At 66.7% G+C, this 25,461-nt stretch carries 12 protein-coding genes and 1 pseudogene; 9 read left to right on the top strand and 4 right to left on the bottom strand.

The window, feature by feature from the left end; all coding sequences use genetic code 11:
* Nucleotides 1–17: 17 nt before the first annotated feature.
* From ACODRW_RS13840 to ACODRW_RS13825, 4 genes and pseudogenes are all read right to left on the bottom strand, one after another.
* A complete protein-coding gene (locus ACODRW_RS13840) occupies nucleotides 18–1,418 on the bottom strand; it encodes an efflux transporter outer membrane subunit (RefSeq protein ID WP_488905985.1) in 1,401 nt (466 codons plus the stop codon).
* Complete coding sequence (locus ACODRW_RS13835) at nucleotides 1,415–2,335, bottom strand: HlyD family secretion protein (protein ID WP_235088887.1); 921 nt, start codon at nucleotides 2,333–2,335, stop codon at nucleotides 1,415–1,417. Before ACODRW_RS13835 ends, ACODRW_RS13840 begins: the two co-directional genes overlap by 4 nt.
* A pseudogene (locus ACODRW_RS13830) lies at nucleotides 2,332–2,964 on the bottom strand (ABC transporter ATP-binding protein); the annotation flags it as partial. The pseudogene ACODRW_RS13830 and the gene ACODRW_RS13835, both read right to left, overlap by 4 nt.
* 97 nt (nucleotides 2,965–3,061) lie before the next feature.
* A complete protein-coding gene (locus ACODRW_RS13825) occupies nucleotides 3,062–4,189 on the bottom strand; it encodes an ABC transporter permease (protein ID WP_107799362.1) in 1,128 nt (375 codons plus the stop codon).
* 715 nt (nucleotides 4,190–4,904) lie between these two features.
* On the opposite strand from ACODRW_RS13825, the gene ACODRW_RS13820 reads away from it, so the two are divergent.
* The 9 genes from ACODRW_RS13820 to ACODRW_RS13780 all read left to right on the top strand — a co-directional run bounded on the left by ACODRW_RS13820 (nucleotide 4,905) and on the right by ACODRW_RS13780 (nucleotide 25,213).
* Nucleotides 4,905–11,627 (top strand): SDR family NAD(P)-dependent oxidoreductase, encoded by a 6,723-nt coding sequence (locus ACODRW_RS13820; protein WP_488905984.1) that lies wholly within the window; start codon nucleotides 4,905–4,907, stop codon nucleotides 11,625–11,627.
* A 241-nt stretch (nucleotides 11,628–11,868) separates the two neighbouring features.
* Nucleotides 11,869–16,197, top strand: coding sequence for a hotdog fold thioesterase (locus ACODRW_RS13815; protein ID WP_488905983.1), 4,329 nt, complete (start codon nucleotides 11,869–11,871; stop codon nucleotides 16,195–16,197).
* Nucleotides 16,198–19,290 carry a PfaD family polyunsaturated fatty acid/polyketide biosynthesis protein gene (locus ACODRW_RS13810; protein ID WP_253315476.1) on the top strand — a complete coding sequence of 1,031 codons (3,093 nt, stop codon included), beginning with the start codon at nucleotides 16,198–16,200 and terminating at the stop codon, nucleotides 19,288–19,290.
* On the top strand, nucleotides 19,287–20,051 hold the full coding sequence (locus ACODRW_RS13805) for an SDR family NAD(P)-dependent oxidoreductase (protein ID WP_488905982.1): 765 nt from the start codon (nucleotides 19,287–19,289) through the stop codon (nucleotides 20,049–20,051). Before ACODRW_RS13810 ends, ACODRW_RS13805 begins: the two co-directional genes overlap by 4 nt.
* Nucleotides 20,052–20,207: 156 nt before the next feature.
* Nucleotides 20,208–21,464: an SDR family oxidoreductase gene (locus tag ACODRW_RS13800; protein WP_107799357.1), complete on the top strand. Its 1,257-nt coding sequence runs from the start codon at nucleotides 20,208–20,210 to the stop codon at nucleotides 21,462–21,464.
* Nucleotides 21,465–21,675: 211 nt separating this feature from the next.
* Nucleotides 21,676–22,308, top strand: a complete 633-nt coding sequence (locus ACODRW_RS13795; RefSeq protein ID WP_107799356.1) for a hypothetical protein — start codon at nucleotides 21,676–21,678, stop codon at nucleotides 22,306–22,308.
* Nucleotides 22,290–23,069, top strand: coding sequence for an amidohydrolase (locus tag ACODRW_RS13790; protein WP_227108047.1), 780 nt, complete (start codon nucleotides 22,290–22,292; stop codon nucleotides 23,067–23,069). The genes ACODRW_RS13795 and ACODRW_RS13790 overlap by 19 nt, the downstream gene beginning before the upstream one ends.
* 94 nt (nucleotides 23,070–23,163) lie before the next feature.
* A complete protein-coding gene (locus tag ACODRW_RS13785) occupies nucleotides 23,164–24,111 on the top strand; it encodes an ABC transporter ATP-binding protein (RefSeq protein ID WP_107799354.1) in 948 nt (315 codons plus the stop codon).
* The gene (locus ACODRW_RS13780; RefSeq protein WP_107799353.1) at nucleotides 24,104–25,213 is read left to right on the top strand and encodes an ABC transporter permease; all 1,110 of its coding nucleotides are present in this window, start codon (nucleotides 24,104–24,106) and stop codon (nucleotides 25,211–25,213) included. Before ACODRW_RS13785 ends, ACODRW_RS13780 begins: the two co-directional genes overlap by 8 nt.
* The last annotated feature ends 248 nt before the right edge of the window (nucleotides 25,214–25,461 follow it).

Genomic DNA, 25,461 nt, shown 5'->3' with positions numbered 1-25,461 from the left:
CATCGCTTCATCGCTTCTCAGGGCGCGGTCTTGTCCGCGCCCTCCCAGCCGCCGCCCAGCGCGGCGATCAGATTGGCCGCCGCCAGCAATTGCTGGCGGCGCGCGCCTTGCACGCCCTGTTCCGCCTGCAGCTCCGCCAGTTGCGCGCGCCATTCCGCCTGACCGTCGCTGAGCCCCACGCCGCGCGCGTCGCGCTCGGCGCGCAAGCGGCGGCTGGCGTCCACGTATTGGCGCTGCCTGGCCTCCTGATCGGTTTTGGCGAAATGGGCGGAGGCGGCGGCGTCTTCCACCTCGTACACCGCGCGGGTGACGGCGCCGCGCCAGGCCGCGTATTGCTCGGCGGCGGCGGAGCGCGCGCGCTGGGCCTCGGCCTTGCGCTTGCCGGCGTCGAACAGCGGAATGTCCAGCTGCGGCAGCAGCGACCAGTTCAGCACCTTGCTGCCGCGCAGACCGGACCAGCTGCCGGCGCTGATGCCCAGCCCGCCGTTCAGGGTCAGCGACGGCCAGCGGGCGGCCTCGGCTTCGTCGATGCGCGCGCGCGCGGCGTCGTAGCGGGCCTGGGCCGCGCTCAGGTCCGGCCTGCGCTGCAGCAGCCGGGCCGGCACGTCGCCGCCCACTTCCGGCAGCCGGAGTTCGCGCAGCGGACGCGCCGGCGGCAGCCCGCAGGCGTCCGGCATTTTGGCGGCCAGCTGGCACAGGCTGCGCTCCACCCGCTTCAGCGCGTCGCCTTGTTGAGCGACCAGACGGGCGGCTTCGCTGGCCTCGCTGTCCGGTTCCAGCAGTTGCCGGCCGCTGGCCAGGCCGACGCGGCGTTTGGCGGCGACGCCGGCCAGCAGCCGCTGACGCAGCCGCGCGGCCTCCTGGACCAGTTCGATGTCGGCGGCCAGCTCCGCCCGGGTCAGCCACAGTTCGGCGGTTTGCCGCGCCAGGCTCAGGCCCAGCGCGTCGAGGTCGCCGCCGCTGGCTTTGAGGTCGGCGCGGCCGGCGCGCGTCGCGGCGCTGACCCGGCCGCGCAAGTCCACTTCATAGCCCAGCGCCAGCCGCGTGCTATAGCGGGTGCTGGGATTGGCGGTGTCTTCGCTCACTTCGCCCAAATCGAATTTGGACAGTTTGCGCCGCTCCACCGATTGTTCGAAGTCCAGCTTGGGATAGCGGTCGGCGTTGAGCACGCCCAGTTCGGCGCGCGCGGCGTCCAGCCGCGCCAGGCTGGCGGCGAGATCGGTGTTGCCCTCGCGCACCGCGGCTATCCAGCGGCTGAGGCCGGGATCGCCGAAACCGTCCCAGGCCTGGGCGTCCGGGCCGGCGCCGGGCAGGGTCCGGCCGTAGCGTTCCGGCAGCGCCGGCGTCGGGCGCGAAGGCTCCAGCCCGGCGCAGCCGCCAAGCGCCAGGAGCAGCAGCAGAGCGATGGGGCGCATCATGGCTTGCCCGCCTTGTCTTGTCGGGCGATGCGCACCAGCACTCGCTGGCCGATGCGGATTTCCGGCGCGTCCACCAGCGCCAGCACGCATTCGATCACGCGCACGTCCTGTTTTTCATTGGGGTCGTCGTTGTCCGGGCGGTTGCCGAACACCTGGCCCAGCCGCAGCACCTTGGCCTTGTAGACCTTGGTTTCGTCCGCTTCCAGCGTCACCTCGGCCGCCTGTCCCGCCGTCACCAAGCCCACATAGCGTTCTTCCAGGTCGGCTCGAACGATGCGCGGCCCGTTGGGGGCGAACATGAACAGAGGCGTCACGTTCAGCGTGGAGGTGCCGTCGCCGGGGCGGGCCTGGCGGCGGATGATGCGGCCGGCCAGCGGCGCGCGGACCACGTGTTGATCCACTTCCAGCTTGCTGGCCGCCACTTGCGCGTCGGCGGTGGCCACCGCCGCCTGTTGGCGGGCCAGTTCGGACGCGCTGAGCTTGACCTGATCGCGGGCGTTGTCTTTTTCCTGCTTGGACACCACCTCGTCGCCGCTCAGCGCGGACACCCGTTGCAGCTCGCGCTGGGCGATGGCGTGCTTGACCTGCAGCAGCGTCAGCGCCTGCCGCGCCTCGTCGCGCTCCTGCTCGCGCACCTTCATCGCCAGATTGGCCTCGCGGTCGTCGATGCGGGCCAGCACCGCGCCGGGTTTGACCTCGGCGCCTTCTTCCACCGACACCTCGCGAATGATGCCGGCGCGCGGCGCGGCGATATTGATCACCCCGCCTTCTATGCTGACGCGGCCCTTGGCGATGGCGGCCCACGGCGATTGCTGGACCGGCGCGGGAGGCGGGGGCTCGGAGCAGCCGGCCAGCAACAGGCTCAAGGCCAGCAGCGGGCCCAGGCGCAGCGGGGTCTTGGGAATAGGGCTGCTCATGCTACCTCCATCGGCGTGTTATGGACGCGCAGGTCTTTGACCACCTGGCCGTCTTCCAGGGTGATGACGCGGTCGGCGTGTTTGATCAGGCGGTTGTCGTGCGACACGCCCAGCACCGTGGTGCCTTGTTCCTGGGCGATCTGGTGCAAGAGGTCGATCACCACTTGGCCGTTATGGCTGTCCAGCGCGCTGGTGGGCTCGTCGGCGAACATCAGCTTGGGCCGCTTGACCAGCGCGCGGGCGATGGCGACGCGCTGCTTTTCGCCGCCGGACAATTCCATGGGCCGCAGCTTGGCGCGCGGGCCCAGGCCCACCAGTTCCAGCGCCTCCTGGGCGCGCTTCTCGGCTTCCGGCTTGCTGATCTTGGGGCCGTAGTTCAGCGGCAGCAGCACGTTTTCCAGCGCGGTCAGCGAGGCGAACAGATTGAAGCCCTGGAACACGAAACCGCAATGCTCCAGGCGGAAGCGGCTCAACTCCTCGATGGAGCGCCGGGTCAGCTCCAGACCCAGCGCGGTGACGCGGCCGGAACTGGGCGGCAGCAGGCCGGATAGCACGGACAGCAAGGTGCTCTTGCCGGAGCCGGACGGACCGATGATCAGGGTCAGTTCGCCGGGCAGGATGGACAGCGAGATATTGGTGAGCACGGTTTGCTCGGTCTTGCCGTTGCTGAACGAGCGGTTCAGGTTTTCGCCGACGATGGCGGGAGAGGCGGACATGAGAGTCTCCTTATCGCAATAGGGTGGAGGGTTCGGCCTGGTTCAGCGCGCGCAGCGCGGACAGACCGGACAGCAGAGCGATGCCCAGCACCAGGGTGCCGGTGGCCAGGCAGCCCCACACCGGCACTTCCAGCGCGATGTGGGCGTGGCGCGCGGCCATCACCAGCAGCGCGCCGACCACGGCGGTGATCACCAGGCCGGCGAGGCCGACCCAGAAGGACTGCTCCAGAATCACGGCGCGCAAGGAGGAGGAGGACACGCCCAAGGCGCGCAAGGTGGCGTATTCGCGCAGTGCGGCGACGATGGCCGCCATCAGCGTCTGGCTGGTGATGACGATGCCGACCAGCAGGCCCAGCGCGGAGGAGAACAGGAAGCCGGAGCCGGCGCCGGACTCGAACAGCCAATACACCTGCGACTGGATGGAAAACTCCTCGGCGGTCCACACCTGGAAGGGCTTGAAGCTGCCGGCCGGCTGCAGCTGGTCGCGCACCAGTTCGGCGCGGCTGGGGTCGCGCAGCCGGGCCAGGAAGTAGTCGGTGGCGTCGTTGCGCAGATTGGGGTCGATGCGGCGCGCGGTGTTCAGCGAGGTCAGGATGTTGGCCCCGCCCATTGCGCGCATGCCGTTGACGGTGCCGCCGATGCGCACCCGCTTGCCGCTGAGTTCGGCGTAGTCGCCTATCTTGACGCCCAGCTTTTCCAGATCGCTCTCATCCACCAGCACGGTGCTGGGCACCGTCAGCTCCTGGCGCAGCGCCGGGGTCAGCAAGGTGGCGAAGGTCATCGCCTGCGGGCGCGGGTCGATGCCGATCAGCACCGCGCTGAGCTTGCCGCCGCCGGGACGCTGCCAGTCCGCCATGGTCCAGGTGAAGCGTTCCACCGAGGTGACCTCGGGATGCGCCCAAAGGTTGTTCTCGGTCTTGCCGGGAATCGGCCGGGCCAGATCCACGCTCTGAGTGGCCGGGTAGCCCACCCAAAGATCGGCGCTGGAGCGGTCTATGTAAACGCCTACCGAGCTGAACATGCCCAAGAGCAGGCTGAGCTGCACTTGCACCAGCAGGCCGGCGAAAGCCACCGCCAGCACCGCCGGCAGGAAGCGGCGCCACTCGTAGATCAGCGAGGCGCGAGCGAGGGAGACCATGGTCAGGCCTCCGCGTTGTCGCCGGGCCGGCAGGGGGGATGGTTGGGCTGGGGCATGACTGTCTCCGGGGTGAAATGAGGGCAGTATGCCTATTCCTGCTTAGGGTTTTCTGAGCGCGGCCAAGCGTGAATAAGGCGGAGTCGGCGTACGGGATTTCCCTAGTATTAATACCACTGGTATTAGTCTGGATATTGAATTTGAATGCCAATTCAATAAGCCGCTGTTCTTATTGCCTGCTCAGACTCTCCTCAGTTTTCTTTTTCAAGCTTGGTTTTTTTATTTTTCAGTAATGGATTTACTAAAAAATAATGACTTTGGCATTGGTGTGTCAATAAAGATACATCATCAAAATCAATTAGTTGCTTTGTTCTGTATATATTTTTCTCCAGATCTGTGGAGGTAAATCAGTCAACTGCAAGAAAGCCCTAAGGAAACACTAAGATTTCAACGTCATAATTTTCCAAAACCGGATTTGACAGTTTCGGTTGTAAAGATTTTGTCAAGTTGAGATCGCGGTTTTGGATGTGGTTTGCGTAATAGGCAGCAGGCGCGTGCGGCGGTTCGCCGGACGCGAATTCGATCCAGGCTTTGCGTGCGGGACCGGATTTAAAGAAAGGCAGTCGACCCTGGCCGTGCGGCCGGCGATTGCGCTTCCCGGTTGGTGCGCGGCGGCAAGCGAATGATGCGAAACAGCAGGTTCACCGCGGGAGGAGCAATGAGCAAGACCGTAGCTAGCAGGATAGGACCGGGCACGGTGGATATCGCGATTGTGGGCATGGCCAGCCACTTTCCCGATGCGGCCACCTTGTACGATTTCTGGACCAATATCGTCGACAAGAAGGATTCCCTGACCGACATCGACCAGAAGAACGGCGATGAATACTGGCGCAAGGAAGACTATTACAGCGCGGACCCGAGCGCCGCCGACAAGACTTACGGCCATCGCGCCGGTTTCGTGCCGGCCATCGATTTCGATCCGGTGGAATTCAAACTGCCGCCGCTGATGCTGGAGTCCATCAGCACCGCGCAGATCTTCGCGCTGCACGTGGCCAAACAGGCGATGCTGGACGCCAGGCTGGTGGGCGAGGACGCCTTGCCGGTGGATAAAGACCGCGTGGGCGTGATCCTGGGCGGCGCCGGCAACGGCAACACTTCCTTCTCGCTGGCCTTCCGCCAGCAGGAGCCGTATCTGCGCAAGGTGCTGAACCACGCCGGCCTGCCCGGCGCGGTGGCCGACGAGGTCATCGACCGCGTCAACCATCTCTATCTGGAATGGAACGAGGACAGCTTCCCCGGCTTCCTCGGCAATGTCGCCTGCGGCCGCATCGCCAGCTACTTCGATCTGGGCGGCACCTCTTATATGGTGGACGCCGCTTGCGCCAGCAGCCTGGCCGCGATCAAGGCGGCGGTGGGCGAGTTGGTGGACGGCAGCTGCGACGTGGTGCTGACCGGCGGCGTCAACCTGGAAAACTCGATCTTCTCCTTCCTGTGCTTCAGCAAGACGCCGGCCCTGTCCAAGAGCAATCTGTCGCGGCCTTTCGACGAATCCTCGGACGGCATGATGCTGGGCGACGGCGTGGGCTTCCTGGTGCTCAAGCGCCTGGAAGACGCCGAGCGCGACGGCGATCGCGTTTACGCGGTGATCAAATCCCTGCAGGCCTCCAGCGACGGCCGCGCCAAGAGCATTTTCGCGCCGCGTCACGAAGGCCAGGTCAAGGCGATGCAACGCGCTTACGCGCGCGCCGGCATTTCTCCGGCCGAGATCCAGCTGGTGGAGGCGCACGGCACCGGCACCCAGTCCGGCGACGAGACCGAGATCAAGAGCTTGCGCGCGGTGTTCGAGGCCGGCGGCGCTCAGCCCGGCTCGGTGGCCATCGGCAGCGTCAAATCGCAGATCGGCCATACCCGTTGCGCCGCCGGCGCGGCGGCGATGATGAAGGCCGCGCTCGGCCTCTATCACAAGGTGCTGCCGCCCACCATCAACGTCAGCCAGCCCAGCTGCGAACTGGCGGACAGCGCCAGCCCCTTCTACGTCAACATCGACAGCCGGCCCTGGCTGAGCCCGGTGGACGGCGCGCCGCGCCGCGCCGCCTTGAGCGCCTACGGCTTCGGCGGCACCAACTACCACGCCATCATGGAAGAGCATCAGGCGCGGCCGCAGGGCGATTTCCGCCTGAACCTGCGCCCGGAAGTGGTGCTGCTGCACGCGGACGACCCGGAGCAGCTGTTGGCGCTGGCCGAGCACAAGCTGGAGTCCTTCCGCGCCGACGACGCCGGTTATCAGTTCCGTCTGCACCAAGGCGCGGCGGCGCGCGCGCCGGCCGCTTCCGCGCGCCTGGCCTTCGTCGCGGGCTCCGCCGAACAGGCGGCCGGCCTGCTGGACGAGGCGATCAAGCTGCTGCGGGCGCGGCCAGATCAGGACTGGGAACACCCGCTGGGCATTTACTACAAGCGCGAGGCGGCCCCGCTGGCCGGCCGCGTGGTGGCCTTGTTCCCCGGACAGGGCGCGCAGTACGTGAACATGGGCCGCGACATCGCCAACGATTACCCGGCGATGCGGGAAACCCTGGAAGGACTGGACGCCGCGGCGCACGCCGACGGGCTGCCGCTGCCTTCGGCGGCGATTTTCCCGCCGCCGGCCTTCGACGCGGAGACGGCGGACCGTCAGATGGCGGAGCTGACCCAGACCCGCACCGCGCAGCCGGCGATAGGCGCGATCAGCGCCGGCTACTACAAGCTGCTGCGCGGTCTGGGCCTGCGGCCGGACTTCCTGGCCGGCCACAGCTACGGCGAGGTGACCGCTCTGTGGGCCGCCGGCGTCTTGAGCGACGAGAACTTCTACCGCGCCTCGCTGGCGCGCGGCGCGGCGGTGGCCAGCCCGGTGCCGGGCGGCGAGCCGGGCGCGATGCTGGCGGCCTCGCTGCCGGAGAGCGAAGCCAGCGCGGTGCTGGAGCGCTTCCCGGAGCTGGTGGTGGCCAATTACAACTCGCAGCAGCAACTGGTGTTCGGCGGCGCCGGCGACATCATCCGCCAGGCCCATGAGTTCCTGAACGAGCGCAAGGTGCGCAGCCAGGTGCTGGCGGTGTCGGCGGCCTTCCACACCGACTTCGTGCGCCACGCTTGCGCGCCGTTCGAGGCCAGCCTGGCCGGGATTCCGTTCCAGGCGCCGCAAGCCGCGGTGTACTCCACCGCCAGCGGCGAGCGCCACGCCGACGACCCGGCCAAGATCAAGCAGTCCTTGATCGGCCAACTGGTCAGCCCGGTGCGCTTCCAGCAAACCATTGAACGCATTCATCAGCAGGGCGGTTATCTCTTCGTCGAGATCGGCCCCAAGGGCATTCTGGGCAAGCTGGTGGCGGACATCCTCAAGGACAAGCCGCACGCGGTGGTGTCGCTGAACCCCAGCGCCAACGGCGAGGAAGCCCTGCAATTCAAGCGCGCGCTGGCGCGGCTGGCGGTGGAGGGCGTGGAGCTGAGCTCCACCGATCCGCAGGCGGCGCTGCCGCTGGCGACGGCGCCCAAGAAAAAAGCGCTGACTTACACAATGAGCGGCGGCTTCTTCTACTCGGAGAAAGCCAAGCAGCGCCGCGCGCACGCCATGCGCAAGGATACGCGCGTCATCGACGCCTTCATCGACGAGCGGCTCGCCGCCAGCTCGCCGCCGCGGGCGCCGGAGACGGAGCGGGATAGTACGGTAGTGGTGGAAACTTTGGTCGACAACAGGGACGACATGGTGTGGCTGGAGCCGGTCCATGTCATAAGCGGAGAGGGAATCATGCAACGCAGTAGCTCGGACAACGAAGTATTGAGCGTATTGGACGCGCAAATCCAGGCGCAGAACATGCTCAGCCAGGTGCACCAGCAGTTCCAGCTGAATCAGAAGGACTACATTCAGCTGCTGGATTCGCTGATGAACAAGCAATACACCTTGCTGGAGAAATTCCAGGGCAGCCAGCAACTGACGGAAGTGGTGGCCAGCCTGGGCCAGAGCCTGCAGCTGCTGGACAAGAATCAGGAGCTCTACCACGTCAACCACGAACATTATTTCGACAACCAGCAAGCTTTGCTGGGCGCCGACATCGCCGCCCGCGGCGGCCAGGTGGCCGCTCGCCTGCAACAGCGCGCGCCGCTGGAAGTGAGCTTGCCGACGCCGCGCGCCGCGGTGGAATTGCCGGCGGCCGCGCCCCTGGCTCAGCCCGCCGCCGCCCCCGCCGCCCCGGTGGCTCAAGTGAGCGCGGTGCAGGCGCCCAAGCCGACGCTGCAGGAGATTCCGCAAGCAGCTGCTCCGGTCGCGCCGGCCGCCGCGCCGGCCCCGGTGGCCGCGCCCGCTCCGGCAGCCGCCGCGATCAGCGCCGAGGACCAGGCCCTGATCCAGCGCTTCGAAGCCTTGACCGAGGCCGACCTGATCAAGCAACTGATCGCCATCGTCAGCGACCGCACTGGCTACCCGGCCGACATGATCAATGAAGACATGGATCTGGAAGCCGACCTGGGCATCGATTCGATCAAGCGCCTGGAAATCTTCGGCGCCATGTTCGACCAGCTGTCCGCCGAAGTGCCGCACTTCCAGGACATGGAAAAACAGAAGGACATGGAAACCTTCGACATCGACGCCTTCAGCAACATCCGCAAGATGGGCGGCTTCTTCAAGCAGACCATCTCCGAACTGCTGACCGAGCTGAAGCAGGGCGGCGCCGCCGCGCCGGCCGCGGAAGCCGCTCCGGCGCCGGTGGCTGCGCCGGCCCCGGTCTCCAGCGAGCCAGCCTTGCACGAAACCCCGGCGGCGGAGGCCAAGCCTTTGCGTCAGCTGGGCGTGGTGTCGTCCACCAAGAAACTGGTGTCCGACGTTGCCGTGGAGGACTCCGCAGCAAAAAAATCCCTAGCTGAGCCCCGGGAGACGGCATCTGCCCTCGCTCAGCAATCCCCTGTAAGTGATGCCCATACGGTAGCCGCGTCCATCCATCGTTTTCAGGCGCGGAAACAAGCTTTGCCCAAGCCGGATCTGCTGGAGCTGGCCGCCGGCCGGCTCTGGCTGCTGACCGACGACGGCAAGGGTTTAAGCGAAGAAGTGGCCAAACAGCTGCTGGCCCACGGCCAGCAGGTGGCGCGGCTGGTGTTCAAGTGGCAGCAGGCCAAGGGCCAGCGCAAGGCGATCAAGCACGTCAACGACTACGTGCTGGAACGCGCCGACGAGCTGGCGCTGGAAGACGTGCTGTCGCGGATCGCGGTGGCCGAAGGGCAGGTGGGCGGCTTCATCCACCTGCAAGCGCCGGCCGGCAACGTCAAATCGCTGGCCAACGCCTTCGCCGCGGCCGAGTACGACACCGCTCAGGCCTTGTTCCTGCTGGCCAAGCTGCTGCAGCCCTCGCTGACGCAGCCCTCGCTGACGCAGCCCGGCCTCGGCCGCGCCTGCTTCTTCGTGGCCAGCCAGCTGGACGGCGAACTGGGCACCGCCCGGCGCGCCGCCTTCCCGGTGGCCGCCGCCGGCGTCAGCGGCCTGAGCAAGGCGCTGAACATCGAGTGGGAAGACGTGTTCTGCCGCACCGTGGATTTCGATCCCAAATGCGGCAAGAGCGCCATCGCCGCGATGTTGCTGGAAGAACTGCGCGACGTGCAGTCCGACGTGGCCGAAGTGGGCCGCGGCGTCAAGGGCGAGCGGATGACGCTGGGCTTCGAGGCGGCGCCGACCGATCCGCAGGCCGTGGCCGGCATCGACGCCAAGACCGTGTTTCTGGTCACCGGCGGCGCGCGCGGCATCACCGCCGAGTGCGTGATCGCGCTGGCCAAGCGTTATCCGGCCCGCTTCGCGCTGCTGGGCCGCACCCGCATCGACGCGCCGCTGCCGGAATGGGCGGAGGGCGGCGGCGAAGTGGCCGAGCTCAAGGCGCGCGCCATCCGTCATCTGCAACAGCAGGGCGAGACGGTGACCCCGGTCAAGGTGGACGCCTTGCTCAAGGAACTGCTGCAACTGGCCGAGGTGCGCGACACCATCGCCCGGATCGAGCAGGCCGGCGGCCAGGCCATCTATCTGGCTTGCGACATCGGCGACGCCAAGGACGTGGCGCGGGCGGCGGCGGAAGCGCAGCGGCAGCTGGGCCCCATCCGCGGCATCATCCACGGCGCCGGCAACCTGGCGGACAAGCGCATCGAGAAAAAGACTCCGGCCGATTTCCGCTCGGTGTTCCACACCAAGGTGAAAGGGCTGGAGAACCTGCTGGCGGCGGTCAAGCCGGACGGTTTGCGTCATCTGGTGCTGTTCTCCTCGGTGTCGGGCTTCTTCGGCAACGCCGGCCAGACCGATTACGCGATGGCCAACGAAGCGCTGAACAAGTTCGCCTATCTGTACCAGACCCTGTACCCGAAACAGCAGGTGCGCAGCATCAACTGGGGTCCGTGGGACAGCGGCATGGTCAACGACGTGCTGAAGAAGGCCTACGCCGACCGCGGCCTGGCCATCATCCCCACCGCCGTGGGCGCGCAGTTCTTCGTCGACGAGTTCGCCGCCGGCTTGGTGCCGCAGGTGATCGTGGGCGGCGGCAGCTACAAGGTGGGGCGCAAGCAGAAGACCCTGCCGGCGCTGACCCGGGTGGAGCGCGAGCTGGACCCGGCCGTCAACGGCTTCCTGGGCGATCACGTGGTGGGCGGGCAGCCGGTGCTGCCGGCCACCGCCGCGGCCGGCTGGATGGTGCAGCTGTGCGAAGACCTGCTGCCCGGCTATCGGCTGGAGACGCTGACGGACTTCCGCGTGCTCAAGGGCGTGGTGTTCGACGCCGGCGAGCAGCGGCGCTTCATCGCCGAACTGCGGCCGGTGGCCGAAGCCGGCGGCAACGGCGACCGTCACACGCTGGAGGTGAGCATCTTCAACCAGGTGGACGGGGCCGCGCTGAACCGCTACCAGGCGCGGGTGACCATGAGCCGGCTGGCGGCGGAAGCGCCGCTGGACGGGCCCAAGGCGCCGGCGGGCGAGCCGCTGGAGCATGCGCCGCTGTACGGCGACATGCGCGACGGCGCCTGGCTGTTCCACGGCCCGGCCTTCCGCGGCGTGCAGTCCTTGTTCCGTCTCGACGGCCAGGGCTTGCAAGCCGGCGGTAGGCTGGCCGCCGCGGGCGGACAGGGGCAGTTCCCGGTGAACTCCTTCAACCCCTACCTGGCGGACGTGGCCTTGCAAACGCCGCTGATCTGGCTGATGTCGCAGTCGGACAAGGCGGGGTTGCCGCTGCAGATCGCCGAGTGGCGGCAGTACGCGCCGCTGGCTTTCGACCAGGCCTTCTATCTGAGCATGGCGGTCACGGCGCAAACCGCGACCACTCTGCTGGCCGACGTCACCGTCCACGGCGCCGACGGCAAGGTGTACAGCAAGCTGTCCGGCTTGCAGTTCACCGTGTCGAAGAAGCTGCGGCAGCTGATGTGCGACCCGGAGGCCAGCGTGGCGGTGTGACGCGAGCAAGGCTGCGCCTGCGGGCGCCGCCGGTCCGGAGCGCGGCGACGCGTTCCGGCCATACAGCCGAGGCGCGGCGGCGGAAGGTCCGCCTTGCCGCCGCCGCACTCGAAATCGGCCCGCGCCGGTTCAATCCTGATCCCGCGCCGCCGCCCGCCGCCTCAACAGCGGCCGGCGGCGGAGGGGGACGGTTGCGCCCAAGGTTTGGGAATGTTGGCTCTACTTTAGGCATGAATGCACTATGGAAGAAATCGCCATTATCGGATTAGGCTGCCTGTTTCCAGGCGCCGAAACGCCAGAACAGTACTGGCGCAACCTGCTGGAGCGGCGGGATTGCACCTCGGAATTGAGCCGGGAAGAGCTGGGCGTGGACCCGGCGTTGTATCGCCACCCGGTGCCGGGCACCGCGGACAAGATCGCCTACAACAAGAACGGCCATGTGCGCGGCTTCAAGCTGGACGCCGGCCGCTACCGCCTGCCGGCCGCGCAGTTGGAGGCGCTGGACCCGCTGTTCCAATGGACGCTGTACGCGGCGGAACAGGCGCTGATCGACGCCGGCCAGGGTGTGGGCTACAGCGCCGAGGCGCTGGAGCGCTGCGGCCTGATCATCGGCAATATCGGCATGCCCACGCACGCCGGCAAGAAGCTGCTCAACGGTTTCTACCAAGGCATCCTGGAACCCTACGTCCAGGAACTGCTGCAACGCGACGATTTCCATTTCCGCCAGCCCTGGCAGGCGGAAGGCTTGTCCGATCTCAATCTGATGACCGGCAGCCACAACGCCACGCTGGCGGCCCAGGCGCTGGGCCTGGCCGGCCCCAGCTTCGCGCTGGACGCGGCTTGCGCCTCCGCGCTGTACGCCATCCGCGTGGCCAGCTACTACCTGCAAAGCGGCAAGGCCGACCTGATGCTGGCCGGCGCGGTCTGCCACGCCGACCACATCTACATCGATCACGGCTTCAATGTGTTGCAGGCCTTCCCGGCCGACGGCCAGTCGGTGCCGTTCGACCGCAACTCCCAGGGCCTGAAGGCCGGCGAGGGCGCCAGCGTGATCGCGCTCAAGCGCTACGCCGACGCGGTGCGCGACAAGGACCGCATCTACGGCGTGATCGAATCCATCGGCCTGTCCAACGACGGCGGCGCCAAGCACATTCTGGTGCCCGACCTCAACGGCCAGCTGCTGTCGCTGAAACGCGCCTACGACGGCGTGGACAAGAACATCGATTATCTGGAATGCCACGCCACCGGCACCCCGGTGGGCGATCAGGTGGAGCTGGGCTCGGTGGAGACCTTCTTCGCCGACCAGGCGCAGCGGCCGCTGATCGGCGCCAACAAGGGCAATATCGGCCATATGCTGACCGCCTCCGGCATGGCCAGCATCCTCAAAGTGCTGCTGGCGATGCGCAGCGGCGTGATCCCGCCGACGCTGAACGTGGAAGACATGGTCAGCACCCCGGGCGGCCAGCTGGACATCCGCCACGTGGTGCGCGACACCACGCCGTGGCCGCAGCGCGGCCAGGCCAAGCGCGCCGGCATCAACGCCTTCGGCTTCGGCGGCGTCAACGGCCACATGGTGCTGCGCGAACACCGCGCCGACGCGCCGGTGACCGCCTGGCCGCAACTGCCGGCCGAACAACAAAGCCTGGCCATCGTCGGCGTGGGCGTGGCGCTGGCGGACACCGAAACCCCGGACGCCCTGTTGCGGACGGTGGCCGAGGGCCGCCGCCACTTCCGCCCGCTGCCGCGCACCCGCTGGCTGGGCCTGGAGCGGCGCGCCGACGTGCTGGGCGCGCGCGGCTACCGTCAGGCGCCGGCCGGCGCCTATATCGAGCAGTTCGACTTCGACTGCAAGCGCTTCAAGCTGCCGCCCAAGGTGGTGGGCAGCCATCTGCTGTCGCATTTGTTCCTGATGCCCATCGCCGAGCGCGCCTTCTACGACGCCGGCTACCAGTTGGACGGCCACAAGCGCAATATCGCCGTCATCGTCGCCGGCGACGTCGACTACAGCTGCTCGCGCTATCAGGCGCGCAACGAGATGGCCTGGCAGGTGCGCGACAGCCTGGCGCACAGCGGCATCTCGCTGAGCGAGGCGCAGACCGCGGCGCTGGAAACCATCGTCAAGGACAGCCTGTTCCCGGAACCGTATCCGGAGGGCATCACCGGCGGCATCGGCAATGTGGTGGCCAGCCGCATCGCCGCCCATCTGAAGCTGGACGGCCCGGCCTTCTCGCTGTGCGCGCATGAAAACGCCGCCTTCAAGGCGATAGAACTGGCGCAATTCATGTTGTCCGAGCAATTGGTGGACGCGGTCATCGTCGCCGGCGGCAGCTTCGCCGGCGGTCTGGAAAACGTCTTGTGGGCGCCGCGCCGCGGCGCCGGCCATGTCGACGCGCCGGTGGGCGAGGGCGGCGGCGTGGTGGTGCTCAAGCGCGAGCAGGCGGCCTTGGAAGCGAAGGACCGCGTCTACGCGGTGATGCGCGGCCTGGCCATCGGCCACGCCTGCGGCGACAGCACCGAGTTTCAACCGGCGGCGGACGCGGTGGCGCGCTCGGCGGCGGCGGCCTTGCGCCAGGCCGGCGCGGATCCGGCGTCGGTGGGCTATCTGGAACTGAGCGGCGGCGCGCTGGCCAGCGACAACCAGGTGGAAATCGACGGCTTGTCCCGGGTTTACCGCGACAGCGGCGTCGCCGCCGGCTCGGTGGCCGCCAACTACGGCCAGCTGGCCTCGGCCCAGGGCATCGTCAGCGTGATCAAGGCCGCGCTCTGCCTGCATCGCCGGCAGCTGCCCGGCGCGGCGGCGCTGGCCGCCTATCCGGAGGCCGCGCTGCGCGCCGTGTTCCGCGCCGGAGAAACCGGCGCGGCCTGGCCGGCGCCGGCCGGCGGTCTGCGGCTGGCGGCGGTCAACAGCCTGGGCCTGGACCGCGGCTACGCCCATATGATTCTGCAAGAGCCCGGCGAGGCCAATCGCCTGGAAGCCAGAACGCCGACGCCGCCGCAGGCGGGCGGTCCGGCCCTGGTCGCCACCGTGCACACCGGCCGCGAACACACCATCGCCGAGATGATCGTCAACGAGGCCAACCGCGCGCTGTTCGGCGACGTCAAGCCCTGGCGGCGTCCGCAGCCGGTGGCGGAACCGGCGCAGCCGGCCGCCGCGGCGCCGGCCGACAGCGAAGCGCCGGTCTTGCAAAGGCAGCACAGCCGTCAGGCGCAGACCCAGCTCAGCTATCTGCAGGCCGAGCAGCGTTTCTACCAGCGCATCGCGCAACTGCTGGGCGCCGGCGCGCCGGCCGGCCAGCGCCGCGCGGCCAAGCCCAAGGCCGCGGCGCCGGTGCCGCCGCGTCCGCGTCCGCTGTTCGACGAAGCGCAGCTGGTGGAGCTGACCGACGGCTCCATCGCCAAGGTCTTGGGCCCGGATTACGCCGAGGCCGACAGCTACCCGATCCGCACCCGCATGCCGTCGCCGCCGTATATGTTCGCCTCGCGCATCACCGCGCTGTCGGCGCAGCCGGGCAAGCTGGAGCCGTGCTTCATCGAGTGGGAATACGATCTGCACCCCGACGCCTGGTACGTGTCCGACGGCCTGGTGCCGGCCTTCGTGTCGCTGGAAGCCTCGCACGCGATGATCGTCGCCTTCACCTATATCGGCTGCGACCAGCTGTTCAAGGGCCAGCTGCGCTACCGGGCGGTGGACAGCCAGACCACGGTCTACGGTCCCTTGCCCAAGGCCGGCGAAGTGCTGCGCGGACGGGTCAACATCAAGTCCTTCCTCAAGGTGGGCAAGAACGTGCTGATCGCCTACGAGTATCTGTGCTACGTCGGCGATAGGCTGAGCTTCAAGCTGGAGGCCAATTCCGGCTTCTTCCTGCCCAAGGACATCGAAAAATCCAAGGGGGTCAACACCGCGCCCTATCTGAAGGCCGGCCAGCCGGCCGAGCCGTTCCAGCCGCCGCTGCGCTGCGGGCGCGCGTCCTTCGACAACAGCCATATCGAGGCCTTGCAGCGCGGCGATTTCGTCGCCTGCTTCGGCGACGCCGCCTACGCTGCGTCGCGCGCGCCGCGCTTGTACGCGCCGGCGGCCAAGATGCTGGACCGGGTGGTGTCCATCTCCGCCTCCGGCGGCGCCTTCGGCCTGGGCGAGGCGGTGGCCGAACGCGACATCGACCCCAGCCACTGGGTGTTCCGCGCCCACTTCAAGAACGACCCGGTGATGCCCGGCACCTTCCTGGTGGAAGGCTGCGAGCAACTGGTCAAGTTCTACCTGTGCTACCTGGGGCTGTATTCGCTGCCGGGCATGGTGCCGCACGCGCTCAGCCCGCACAGCTACAGCGCCAAGTTCCGCGGCGAAGTGAAGTGCGAGGCCGACACCCTGCGTTACCGGCTCACCTGCAAATCCATCCACTGCGACTACCAGGCCGACGGCCAGCTGGAGCGGATGGCGCTGGTCTTCCTCGCGGAGATCATCTACCGCGGCAACGTCATCGGTATGTGCGACAACCTAGGCGCCGGCTTCAGCCGAGCGCCGGCAGCGGCGGACGCTTCGGCGCCGGCGCTGACAGCGATAGAGGCATGAATGAACCAAGACAAGCTTTGCGTGGCGCCGCGCTTTGCGGCCCCGGTGTACAAATGGCAGGGCCATGCCGGCAAGTTCCAGCAGACGCCGGAGCAGGCCCAGGCCCAGTTGCTGGACCTGGCGCGGCCGCTGCACGTGCTGCGCCAGCAGGACGCGGTGCTGCTGGAACCGGCCGGCGGCCTGGCCGGCAACGGCCAGGTGGATTGCCTGGGCATGGTGCCGGCGATGTTGCCGGAGTACTTCGGCGATCCGTCCTTCCTGCGTGACTACGGCGTGCGCTTCGCCTATTACGCGGGCGCCATGGCCGGCGGCATCAACTCCGAGGACATGGTGATCGCGCTGGGTTCGCGCCGCATCCTCAGCGCCTTCGGCGCCGGCGGCCTGACGCTGGAGCGCATCGGCAGCGCCATCCGCCGCATCAAGCAGGCGCTGCCCAACGGCCCGTACGCGATCAACCTGCTGCACAACCCCAGCCAGCCGGACTGGGAGATGAACTGCGTCAAGCTGTTCATCGAACAGGACGTCAAGGTGGTGGAGGCCTCGGCCTACGTCAATCTGTCCGCCGCCATCGTCTACTACCGGGTCAAGGGCCTGGAAGCCGGCGACAAGGGCGCGGTGGTCCGCCGCAACCGCGTGATCGCCAAGGTGTCGCGCCGCGAAGTGGCGCAGCATTTCCTCAGCCCGGCGCCGGAGAAGATCGTGCGCAAGCTGCTGGCCGACGGCCTGATCAGCGAGCGCCAGGCGGAGCTGGCCAAGAAAGTGCCGATGGCCGACGACATCACCGTGGAAGCGGATTCCGGCGGCCACACCGACAACGGCCTGCTCAGCTGCGTTTTCCGCTCCATCGCGGAGCTGCGCGACGAAATCTGCGCCGGCCAGGGCTATCCCTTCACCGTGCGCGTCGGCGCCGCCGGCGGCATCGGCAGCCCGCACGCCACGCTGGCGGCGTTCTCGCTGGGCGCCGCCTACGTGGTCACCGGCTCCATCAACCAGGCCTGCGTCGAAGCCGGCACCTCGGACCCGGTCAAGCAATTGCTGGGCAAGGCCAAGATCGCGGACATGGCGATGGCGCCGTCGGCCGATATGTTCGAACTGGGCGCCAAGGTGCAGGTGCTCAAGGGCGGCAGCATGTACGCGGTGCGCGCGCAGAAGCTGCACGGCCTGTACAAGCAGTACCCCGGCCTGGAGCAGATCCCGGCCGCCGAAGTGGCCAGCCTGGAACAGCAGGTGTTCCGTCAGCCGCTGGCCCAGGTATGGGCCGACACCGAGGCCTTCTTCGCCGGCCGCGGCAACCAGGCGCTGATAGACGCCGCCAACGCCAACCCCAAGAAAAAGATGGCGCTGCTGTTCCAGTGGTATCTGGGCCAGTCCTCGCGCTGGGCGATCTCCGGCGCGGCCGAGCGCGCGGTCGATTACCAGATCTGGTGCGGCGCGGCGATGGGCGCGGCCAACGAGTGGCTGCAAGGCAGCGAGCTGGCGCCGGTGGCCAAGCGCAAGGTGGCCGACATCGCGGTGGAGCTGATGGCCGGCGCCGCCTACCTGAGCCGCGTGGCGGCCTTGCGCCAGCTGGGCGTCCTGACGCCGCAGCGGCTGGAGCGTTACCGCCCGCTCAGCGCCCGCATGACGGCGCTGGACGAAGACGACATCGGACCCGAACCCGAATTGAATGACATCCCGTCATCAACCGTAGCACCAACCGTAGCATCACAGGGCAAGCAAGAGGAGAGCAGGAATATGGAAGGCAATACCAAGCTGTCGCTGATCAAGTCCAAGGATTTTTACAAGCAATGCTGGGAGCTGCTGCCGGGCGGCACCCATTACAACTTCGGCGACCCGGAACGGCCGCTGGTGGTGCCGTTCAATCGCGGCCGCAACTCCCGGGTCTGGGATCTGGACGGCAATGAACACCTGGACCTGTTCTGCAAATTCGGCGCGCTCTTCGTCGGCCACCACAACGAGGCTTACAACGAAGCGCTGATCCGCTACATGCAGAAAGTGACCTCGGTGGACACTTGCGACCTGGAAGTCGAAGTCTGCGAACTGATGGTCAAGCACATCCCTTGCGCCGAGATGATCCGCTTCTGCCTGAGCGGCACTGAGGCGGTGCAGAACGCGCTGCGCCTGGCGCGCGGCTTCACCGGCAAGCAGCGCTTCATCCGCTTCCACGGCCACTACCACGGCAACGCCGACAACATCATGGGCGGCCGCAAGCGCCAGGACCTGAGCTTCCCGGTGCCGGAAACCTTCAAGGGCGACCTGCTGGACACCCTGGGCCGCGCCGACGGCGCGCTGGAAGACCAGTCCTTCATGCTGCCGTGGAACGACATCCAGGTGCTGGAAGCCACCATCGAGCGCTACCACAATGAAATCGCCGCGGTGCTGATGGAGCCGATCTGCGTCAACGGCGGCGGCATCTTCCCGCGCGAAGGCTATCTGGAACGCGCCAAGGAAATCTGCGAGAAGTACAACATCGTGCTGATCTTCGACGAGATCATCACCGGCGTGCGTCTGGGCCTGTCCGGCGCCCAGGGCATCCTCGGCGTCACCCCGCACCTGTCCACCTTCGGCAAGGCGCTGGGCGGCGGCTCGATGCCGATCTCCGCCATCGCCGGCCGTCGCGACATCATGGACCTCTACACCCGCGGCAAGGTGATCCACGCCGGCACCTTCAACGGCTACCCGCTGGGCCTGGCCGCGATCAAGAGCACCTTCGAACTGATCGAACAGGACCCGGGCTGCTACGAGCGCATGGGCCGCTTCACCGAGCAGATCTCCGACACCTTCATCAAGGCCGCTCACGCCAACGATCTGCCGCTGGTGGTGCAGGGCATGCCCACCGCGCTGGTCTACCACTCGCAGGACACCATGGTGGACCGCTCCGAGGGCTACAGCGACAAGGTCAAGTTCTGCGACATCATCATCCGCGAGATCTCCAAGCGCTACGGCATCCAGTTCTCGCCGCTGTCGCGGATCTACTCCAACCTGCTGATGAACCAGGACGACGTGCGCTTCTTCGAAGAACGCATCTTCGACGCCATGGCCAACGCCCGCAAAGTGATCGACATCGCCTTCAAGGAAGGAGAGGTGGCGTGACCCGGCAAGTCGCCGTCGTCACCGGCGCGGCCGGCGGCTTCGGCAGCGCCATCGTCAAGTCGCTGCTGGAAGTGGGCTACGCGGTGGCGGCCACCGATGTGGACGCCGCCGCGCTGGAGCAGCTGGGCCGGGAGCTGGATTGCCCGGACAGCCTGCGCGGCTTCGTGATGGACGTGACCGACCCCGACAGCGTGGACGCCGCCAGCGCCGCCATTGTCGAGCGCATGGGCGCCAACATCACGGTGCTGGTCAACAACGCCGGCGTTATCGGCCGCGGCTACTGCATGGCGGAAAAAAGCGGGGAACTGGCGAGACGGGTGTTCGACGTCAACCTCAACGGCGCCTTCAACGCCACCGCGGTGTTCTCCCGCCACATGGCGCGGCTGAAGTACGGCCGCATCATCAACATCGCCTCCGTGGCCGGCATCTGGGGCGCGGCCGGCGGGTCGGCGTACGCGGCGTCCAAGGCCGGCCTGATCAAGGCGTCGGAGTCCTGGGCGCGGGAGCTGGGGCCGCTGAACATCAGCGTCACCGCGATTGCGCCGGGCATCTGCAAGACCAAGATGCTGGGCCAGTTCGTCGACCGTCAGATGGTGGAGCCGTCCGACGATGCCATCGTCAAGTCCATCGTGCCGGTGGGGCGCTGGGGGCTGCCGGAGGACATCGCCGAGGTGGTCACCTTCCTGGCCACCTGCAAGACCAACTATCTGAACGCCACCGTCATTCCGCTGGATGGAGGCATGCGGGTAGGCACCTTGTAAGAATCTGTCCAAGGCCTGCTGCGCTTCGGCGATACGGCGTTGAAACCGGTTTCGCTCTAGCTCGCGAGACTTGGATCAGGTTCTGCCGCATAGCGTGACAGGGGGCCGGCCGCGCCGGCCCCCGACTGGAACCAAACCAAATTCAGAGGTGAAGTCATGGATTACCGAGCCAAGACCAGCGTCAAGAACATCGTGCTGACCGGCCCCACCGGCGTGCTGGGCGGCCGTTTGCTGCAGGAAATACTGGCCACCACCGACGCCAACGTGTATTGCGTGGTGCGGGCCGAGAACAAGGACGCCGCGCGCGCCCGCATCGAAGACGTGCTGTATTGCTACGACGAGGGCCGCAAACTGGCCACCGAAGCCTGGCGCATCATCCCGGTGCTGGGCGACATCAGCCAGCCCATGCTGGGCCTGGACGCCAGCGCCTACCGCGACCTGGCTCATCTGGCGGACCTGGTGCTGCATTGCGCCGCCAACGTCAGCCTGGTGGCCTCCTACAACAAGATCGCCCCGGTCAACGTGGGCGGCACCGCCAACCTGATCGAGCTGTGCCTGGCCGGCAAGGCCCCGCTGGTGTTCACCTCCAGCTTCAGCATGGTGGGCGACAAGCTGTACCAGCCGGACTTCGTGCTGCGCGAAACCGATCTGGACGTGGGCCAGGGCTTCGTCAACATGGACTACGAACGCTCCAAATTCACCGCCGAGCGCATGGTGCACGAGGCCGGCGAGCGCGGCCTGGATTGGGTCATCGTGCGTCCGGGCAATATCTGGGGCGACAGCCGGACCGGCTGCTACCCGCTGAAGCAGACCAAGGTCAAGGGCATCTACTACGAAATGCTCAAATCGCTGGTGGAAACCGGCCTGACCTTCGCCTCGGACGAAGCCTTCGACATCTCCCCGGTGGACTACGTGGCCCAGGCCACGCTGTTCGCGGCGATGAATCTGCAGTCCAGCAATCGTCGCACCTACAACCTGACCAATCCGCGTCCGATCAACTACGACGGCATCGTCGCCCGCCTGCGCGGCTACGGCTACACCCTGCGCGACGTATCGTCCAAGGACTACTTCGAAGCGCTGCAGGAAGGCCGCATGCACCGCGGCGGCACCGGCTACCGCTCCACCTTCACCGATCTGATGGCCATCTTCTACGATGGCAGCGATTGCAAGGAGCACGCCAAGTACGACACCAGCGAGATCCAGGAGCTGCTGGCCAACACCGACATCCGCTGCCCGGACTCGGACCAGGCCTTGTTCGGCCGCTATCTGGACTACGCCTGCAAGGTGGGCTTCCTGAACGCGCCGGCGGAGCAGACCCCGCTGGCGGAAATCAAGCGTCACACCAGCATGGCCGGCGGCTATATGGAGAGCTTGTACGACGCCGACCTGAGCGACGCGGCGGCGGTGCGCTGAGATGCTGGCCGACGAGGAAGCGCTGATCGAAGCGCCGGGGGCGCTCGAAAAACCGTCGCGAGCGGTTCGAGAGCAAGACGCACCGCGCGCAGCGACCGAGATAGTACAAGGAGTACAGCGAGGGAGCGAGCACGGAGCAACGCAGCTATCGGACGGCGCAGCAGGTTTTTCGAGGTCCCCACCGGTCGCGGAACTGCTGCTGGACTATCAGGTGCTGAGCAACGGCGAACCAATAGGCCGGCTGCGGACCGAACGCCGCCGCGGCTGGCTGGACGACATGCCGGTGCTGCAGGTCAGCAACCGGATGGACCTGCGCTGCAGCGGGCTGTGGTTCGACTACTCGCTGCAATCGGACGAGAGCATGGATTTCGGCGCGGACGGCCTGTGCCGCTACGCCGGCGTCTCCGACGAGGACGGCGACAAGACCGTGATCAAGGGCCGGCTGCGTCAGGGCGTGCTGACCCTGCGTCTGCACGACGGCCAGCTGGAGGTGCGCCGCTTCAAGCTGGGGGATTTCGACGCCAGCAGCGAAGACGCCGCCGAGCGCTTTCTCGTCGGCGGCCAGGCCGAGGCCACCTTGCGGGTGCTGGATCTGGAGCACTTCGACATCGACGAGGTCCGCTACCAGCGGCTGCCGGACGAAACCCTGGACCTGCTGGGCCAGCCGCGGCAGGCGAGGGTGGTGGCCTATCAATCAAAGCGGCGCAAGATCAGCGGCACCGGCTGGTATCTGTCCGACGACGGAGGCGAAGTGCTGGTGCGCCAGAGCAGCCGCGAGCGCGGCGACCACAACGAAGTGATATTGACCCATTGGGAAAGCAAACCATGCCAAATCAAGACTTAGCCGTCACCCTGGTGCAAAGCGACATCGCCTGGGAATCGGTGGACCAGAACCTGCAGCGGATGGAGCGCCACCTGAGTGCGGTGAACGACAGCCGGTTGATCGTGCTGCCGGAAATGTTCACCACCGGCTTCAGCATGCGGCCGGAGAAGATCGCCGAAACCATGGACGGCAAGGCGGTGCAATGGCTGCGCGACACCGCGCGCGCCAAGCGCGCCGACCTGGTGGGCAGCGTGGCCATAGAAGAGCAGGGCCGCTACTACAACCGCCTGCTGTGGGCCAAGGCCGACGGCAGCCTGTTCAGCTACGACAAGAAGCATCTGTTCAGCTTCGCCGGAGAGCACGAGCACTACACCGCCGGCGACGCGCCGCTGATCGTCAAGGTGGACGGCTGGTCGGTGGCCGCCTTCGTCTGCTACGACCTGCGCTTCCCGGTCTGGTCGCGCAACAACAACAGCCAGTACGACCTGGCGCTCTACATCGCCAGCTGGCCGGAGCGCCGCGCCAAGCACTGGCAGACGCTGCTGCCGGCGCGGGCGATCGAAAACCAGGCCTTCGTCATCGGCGTCAACCGGGTGGGCGTGGACGGCAACGACATCCGCTACAGCGGCGACTCCATGCTGATCGATCCGCTGGGCGACACCCTGTACCACGGCCGCCAACTGGAAAGCGTGTATCAGGCCAGGCTGTCGCGCGCGCAGCTGGACGATGTGCGCGCCCAGTTCCCTTTCCTGAAGGATGCGGACCGTTATCAACTCGTTTGACCGCGCGGCGGCAATGAAAAGAGGCGGATAAGCCCTGCGGCTGCGCGGGGTTTTCCGCTGCTTCGGTTCTCCTTCGGCTTCTATGGAAAGTGAAATGCACCAAGCCACAACAAGAGAAAAAGTCATCGAATTCCAGTCGGTGACCAAGCGCTTCAACGACTACACCGCGGTCAACGACGTGTCGCTGGACATCTATCGCGGCGAATTCGTCGCCCTGCTGGGGCCCAACGGCGCCGGCAAGACCACGCTGGTGGAAATGCTGGAGGGACTGAAACAGCCGGAGGCCGGCTCCATCCGCATCCTGGGGCGCAGCTGGCAGAAGGATGAAAGCTATCTGCGCCACCGCCTGGCCGGGGTGCTGCAGGAATCGCTGTTCATCAACAAGCTGCGGGTGGACGAAACCGTCAACCTGTTCGCCAGTTTCTACCGCCGGCCGCGCAGCCGCGCCGACGAGGTATTGGAGCTGGTGGAACTGACCCCCAAGCGCAAGGTGATGGTGGAAGGGCTGTCCGGCGGCCAGCGCCAGCGGCTGGCCCTGGCCATTTCCATCCTCAACCAGCCGGAAATCCTGATCCTGGACGAGCCCACCACCGGCCTGGACCCGCAGGTGCGGCGCGGCACCTGGGACATCCTGCGCAAGCTCAACAAGGAGCTGGGCTCCACCATGTTGCTGACCACCCACTACATGGAAGAAGCCGAATACCTGTGCGACCGCATCTGCATCATGCACCAGGGCCGGATTCTGACCCAGGGCACGCTGGACGAGCTGCTGGCCGCGCACGAGCCGGGCGAAGTGGTCGAGTACCGGGTCAAGAGCGGCGCCGGCGGCGCCGAGCCCAAGCACAAGGACAACATCATCAGCTACAGCTACGACCAGGCGTCCGCCAAGGCGAGGCTGCTGGTGCGCAACGGCTCGGCCTTCCTGTTCCGTCTGTCCGAGTTCATCCGCGAACAACAAATCGACATCGACGAAATCATCGTGCGCAAAAAAACGCTGGACGATTTATTCCTGTCACTGGCCGGCCGAGGTTTCCATGAATAACGCCTTGCTCAATCTGATCGTCACTCAATTCCGCCAATACCTGCGCGAACCGCAAATCCTGTTCTGGTCCTTCGGCTTCCCGCTGCTGCTGGTGTGGCTGCTGGGCGTGTCCTTCTCCGGCGGCGAAATCAAGGAGCGCACCATAGGCGTGGTGCTGCCGCCCAGCTTGCAGGAGCAGGCCGCGGTCAAGGCCTGGATCAGCAAGGTGGAGGCCCGCAACCAGCCGCTGTCCAGCGTCATCAACGCCGACGAGATCAAGCGCGACCACCTGATACGGATGAAATACCGCTTCCAGTACTACCCGGACCGCGAATCGGTGTTGCGCGGCCTCAAGCGCGGCGACGTGCAGGTGTTCATGGAGCCCAGCGCCGACAGCGGCAAGCGCATCTACTATCTGGACCCGCAGAACAACGAGGCGCTGCTGACCTACTTCTTCCTCGGCGACGACCCGGACGCGCTGAGCCAGGCGGTGGACAAGAATATGTCGGTGCTGGACAGCCCCGGCCTGCGCTACATCGACTTTCTGGTGCCCGGCCTGGTGGCGATGGCGGTGATGGAAACCTGCCTGATCGCCGTCGGCTGGTCGCTGATCGAAAAACGCGCCACCCGCGTCACCCGGCAGATGCGCATCACCCCGATGCGCAAAACCGACTTCCTGCTGGCCCATGTGCTGGCCTGCCTGGTGTTCAGCCTGCTGGAAACCCTGGTGCTGTATTTGTTCGCCAGCAGTTATTTCGACGTGCACGCCCAGGGCGGGGCGCTGCCCTTCATCGTGCTGCTGCTGGCCGGCAACGTCTGCTTCGCCGGCATCGCCATCCTGGCCGCCTCGCGCGCCACCAAGGCGCAGACCGCCAACGGCCTGCTGGAAATGACCATCCTGTTCCTGGTGATCTTTTCCGGCATCTTTTTCAGCTACAAGCACTTCCCGGAGTGGATGGTGGCGGTGATCGAGGTGCTGCCGCTGACCATCCTGGCGGACGGCATGCGCATGATCTTCGTCGAGGGGGCCGGAGTGCTGGAAATCGCGCGTTCGGCGGTGGTGCTCACGCTGATCGGCATTGCCGGCTTCGTCAGCGGCGCGCGGGTGTTTCGCTGGTATTAGGGGCATGAGGCATCCGCTGCGCGGATGATGGTTTTGATTGCCGGGGCTGCGCTGACCGAGCGAGGCAAGCGTAGCGTCGCGAGGGAATAAGGCAGGAAGGGGAACCACTCGGCCAAATTCCCCCATCACTGAGCGAATCAAGGATTCGCTCAGTGATGGCACGCTAACGTCGCGCAGCTCGAACAGGCAGCCGCTTAAAACGAGCGAAGCGAAGTTTCTGCGTAGCTAAAACCTCGGGCCTGCCACCC

Source organism: Chromobacterium sp. FG89 (genome assembly GCF_057808735.1).
Note: the sequence above shows the minus strand (reverse complement) of the source record. Positions and strands in the feature narration are given on the sequence as shown.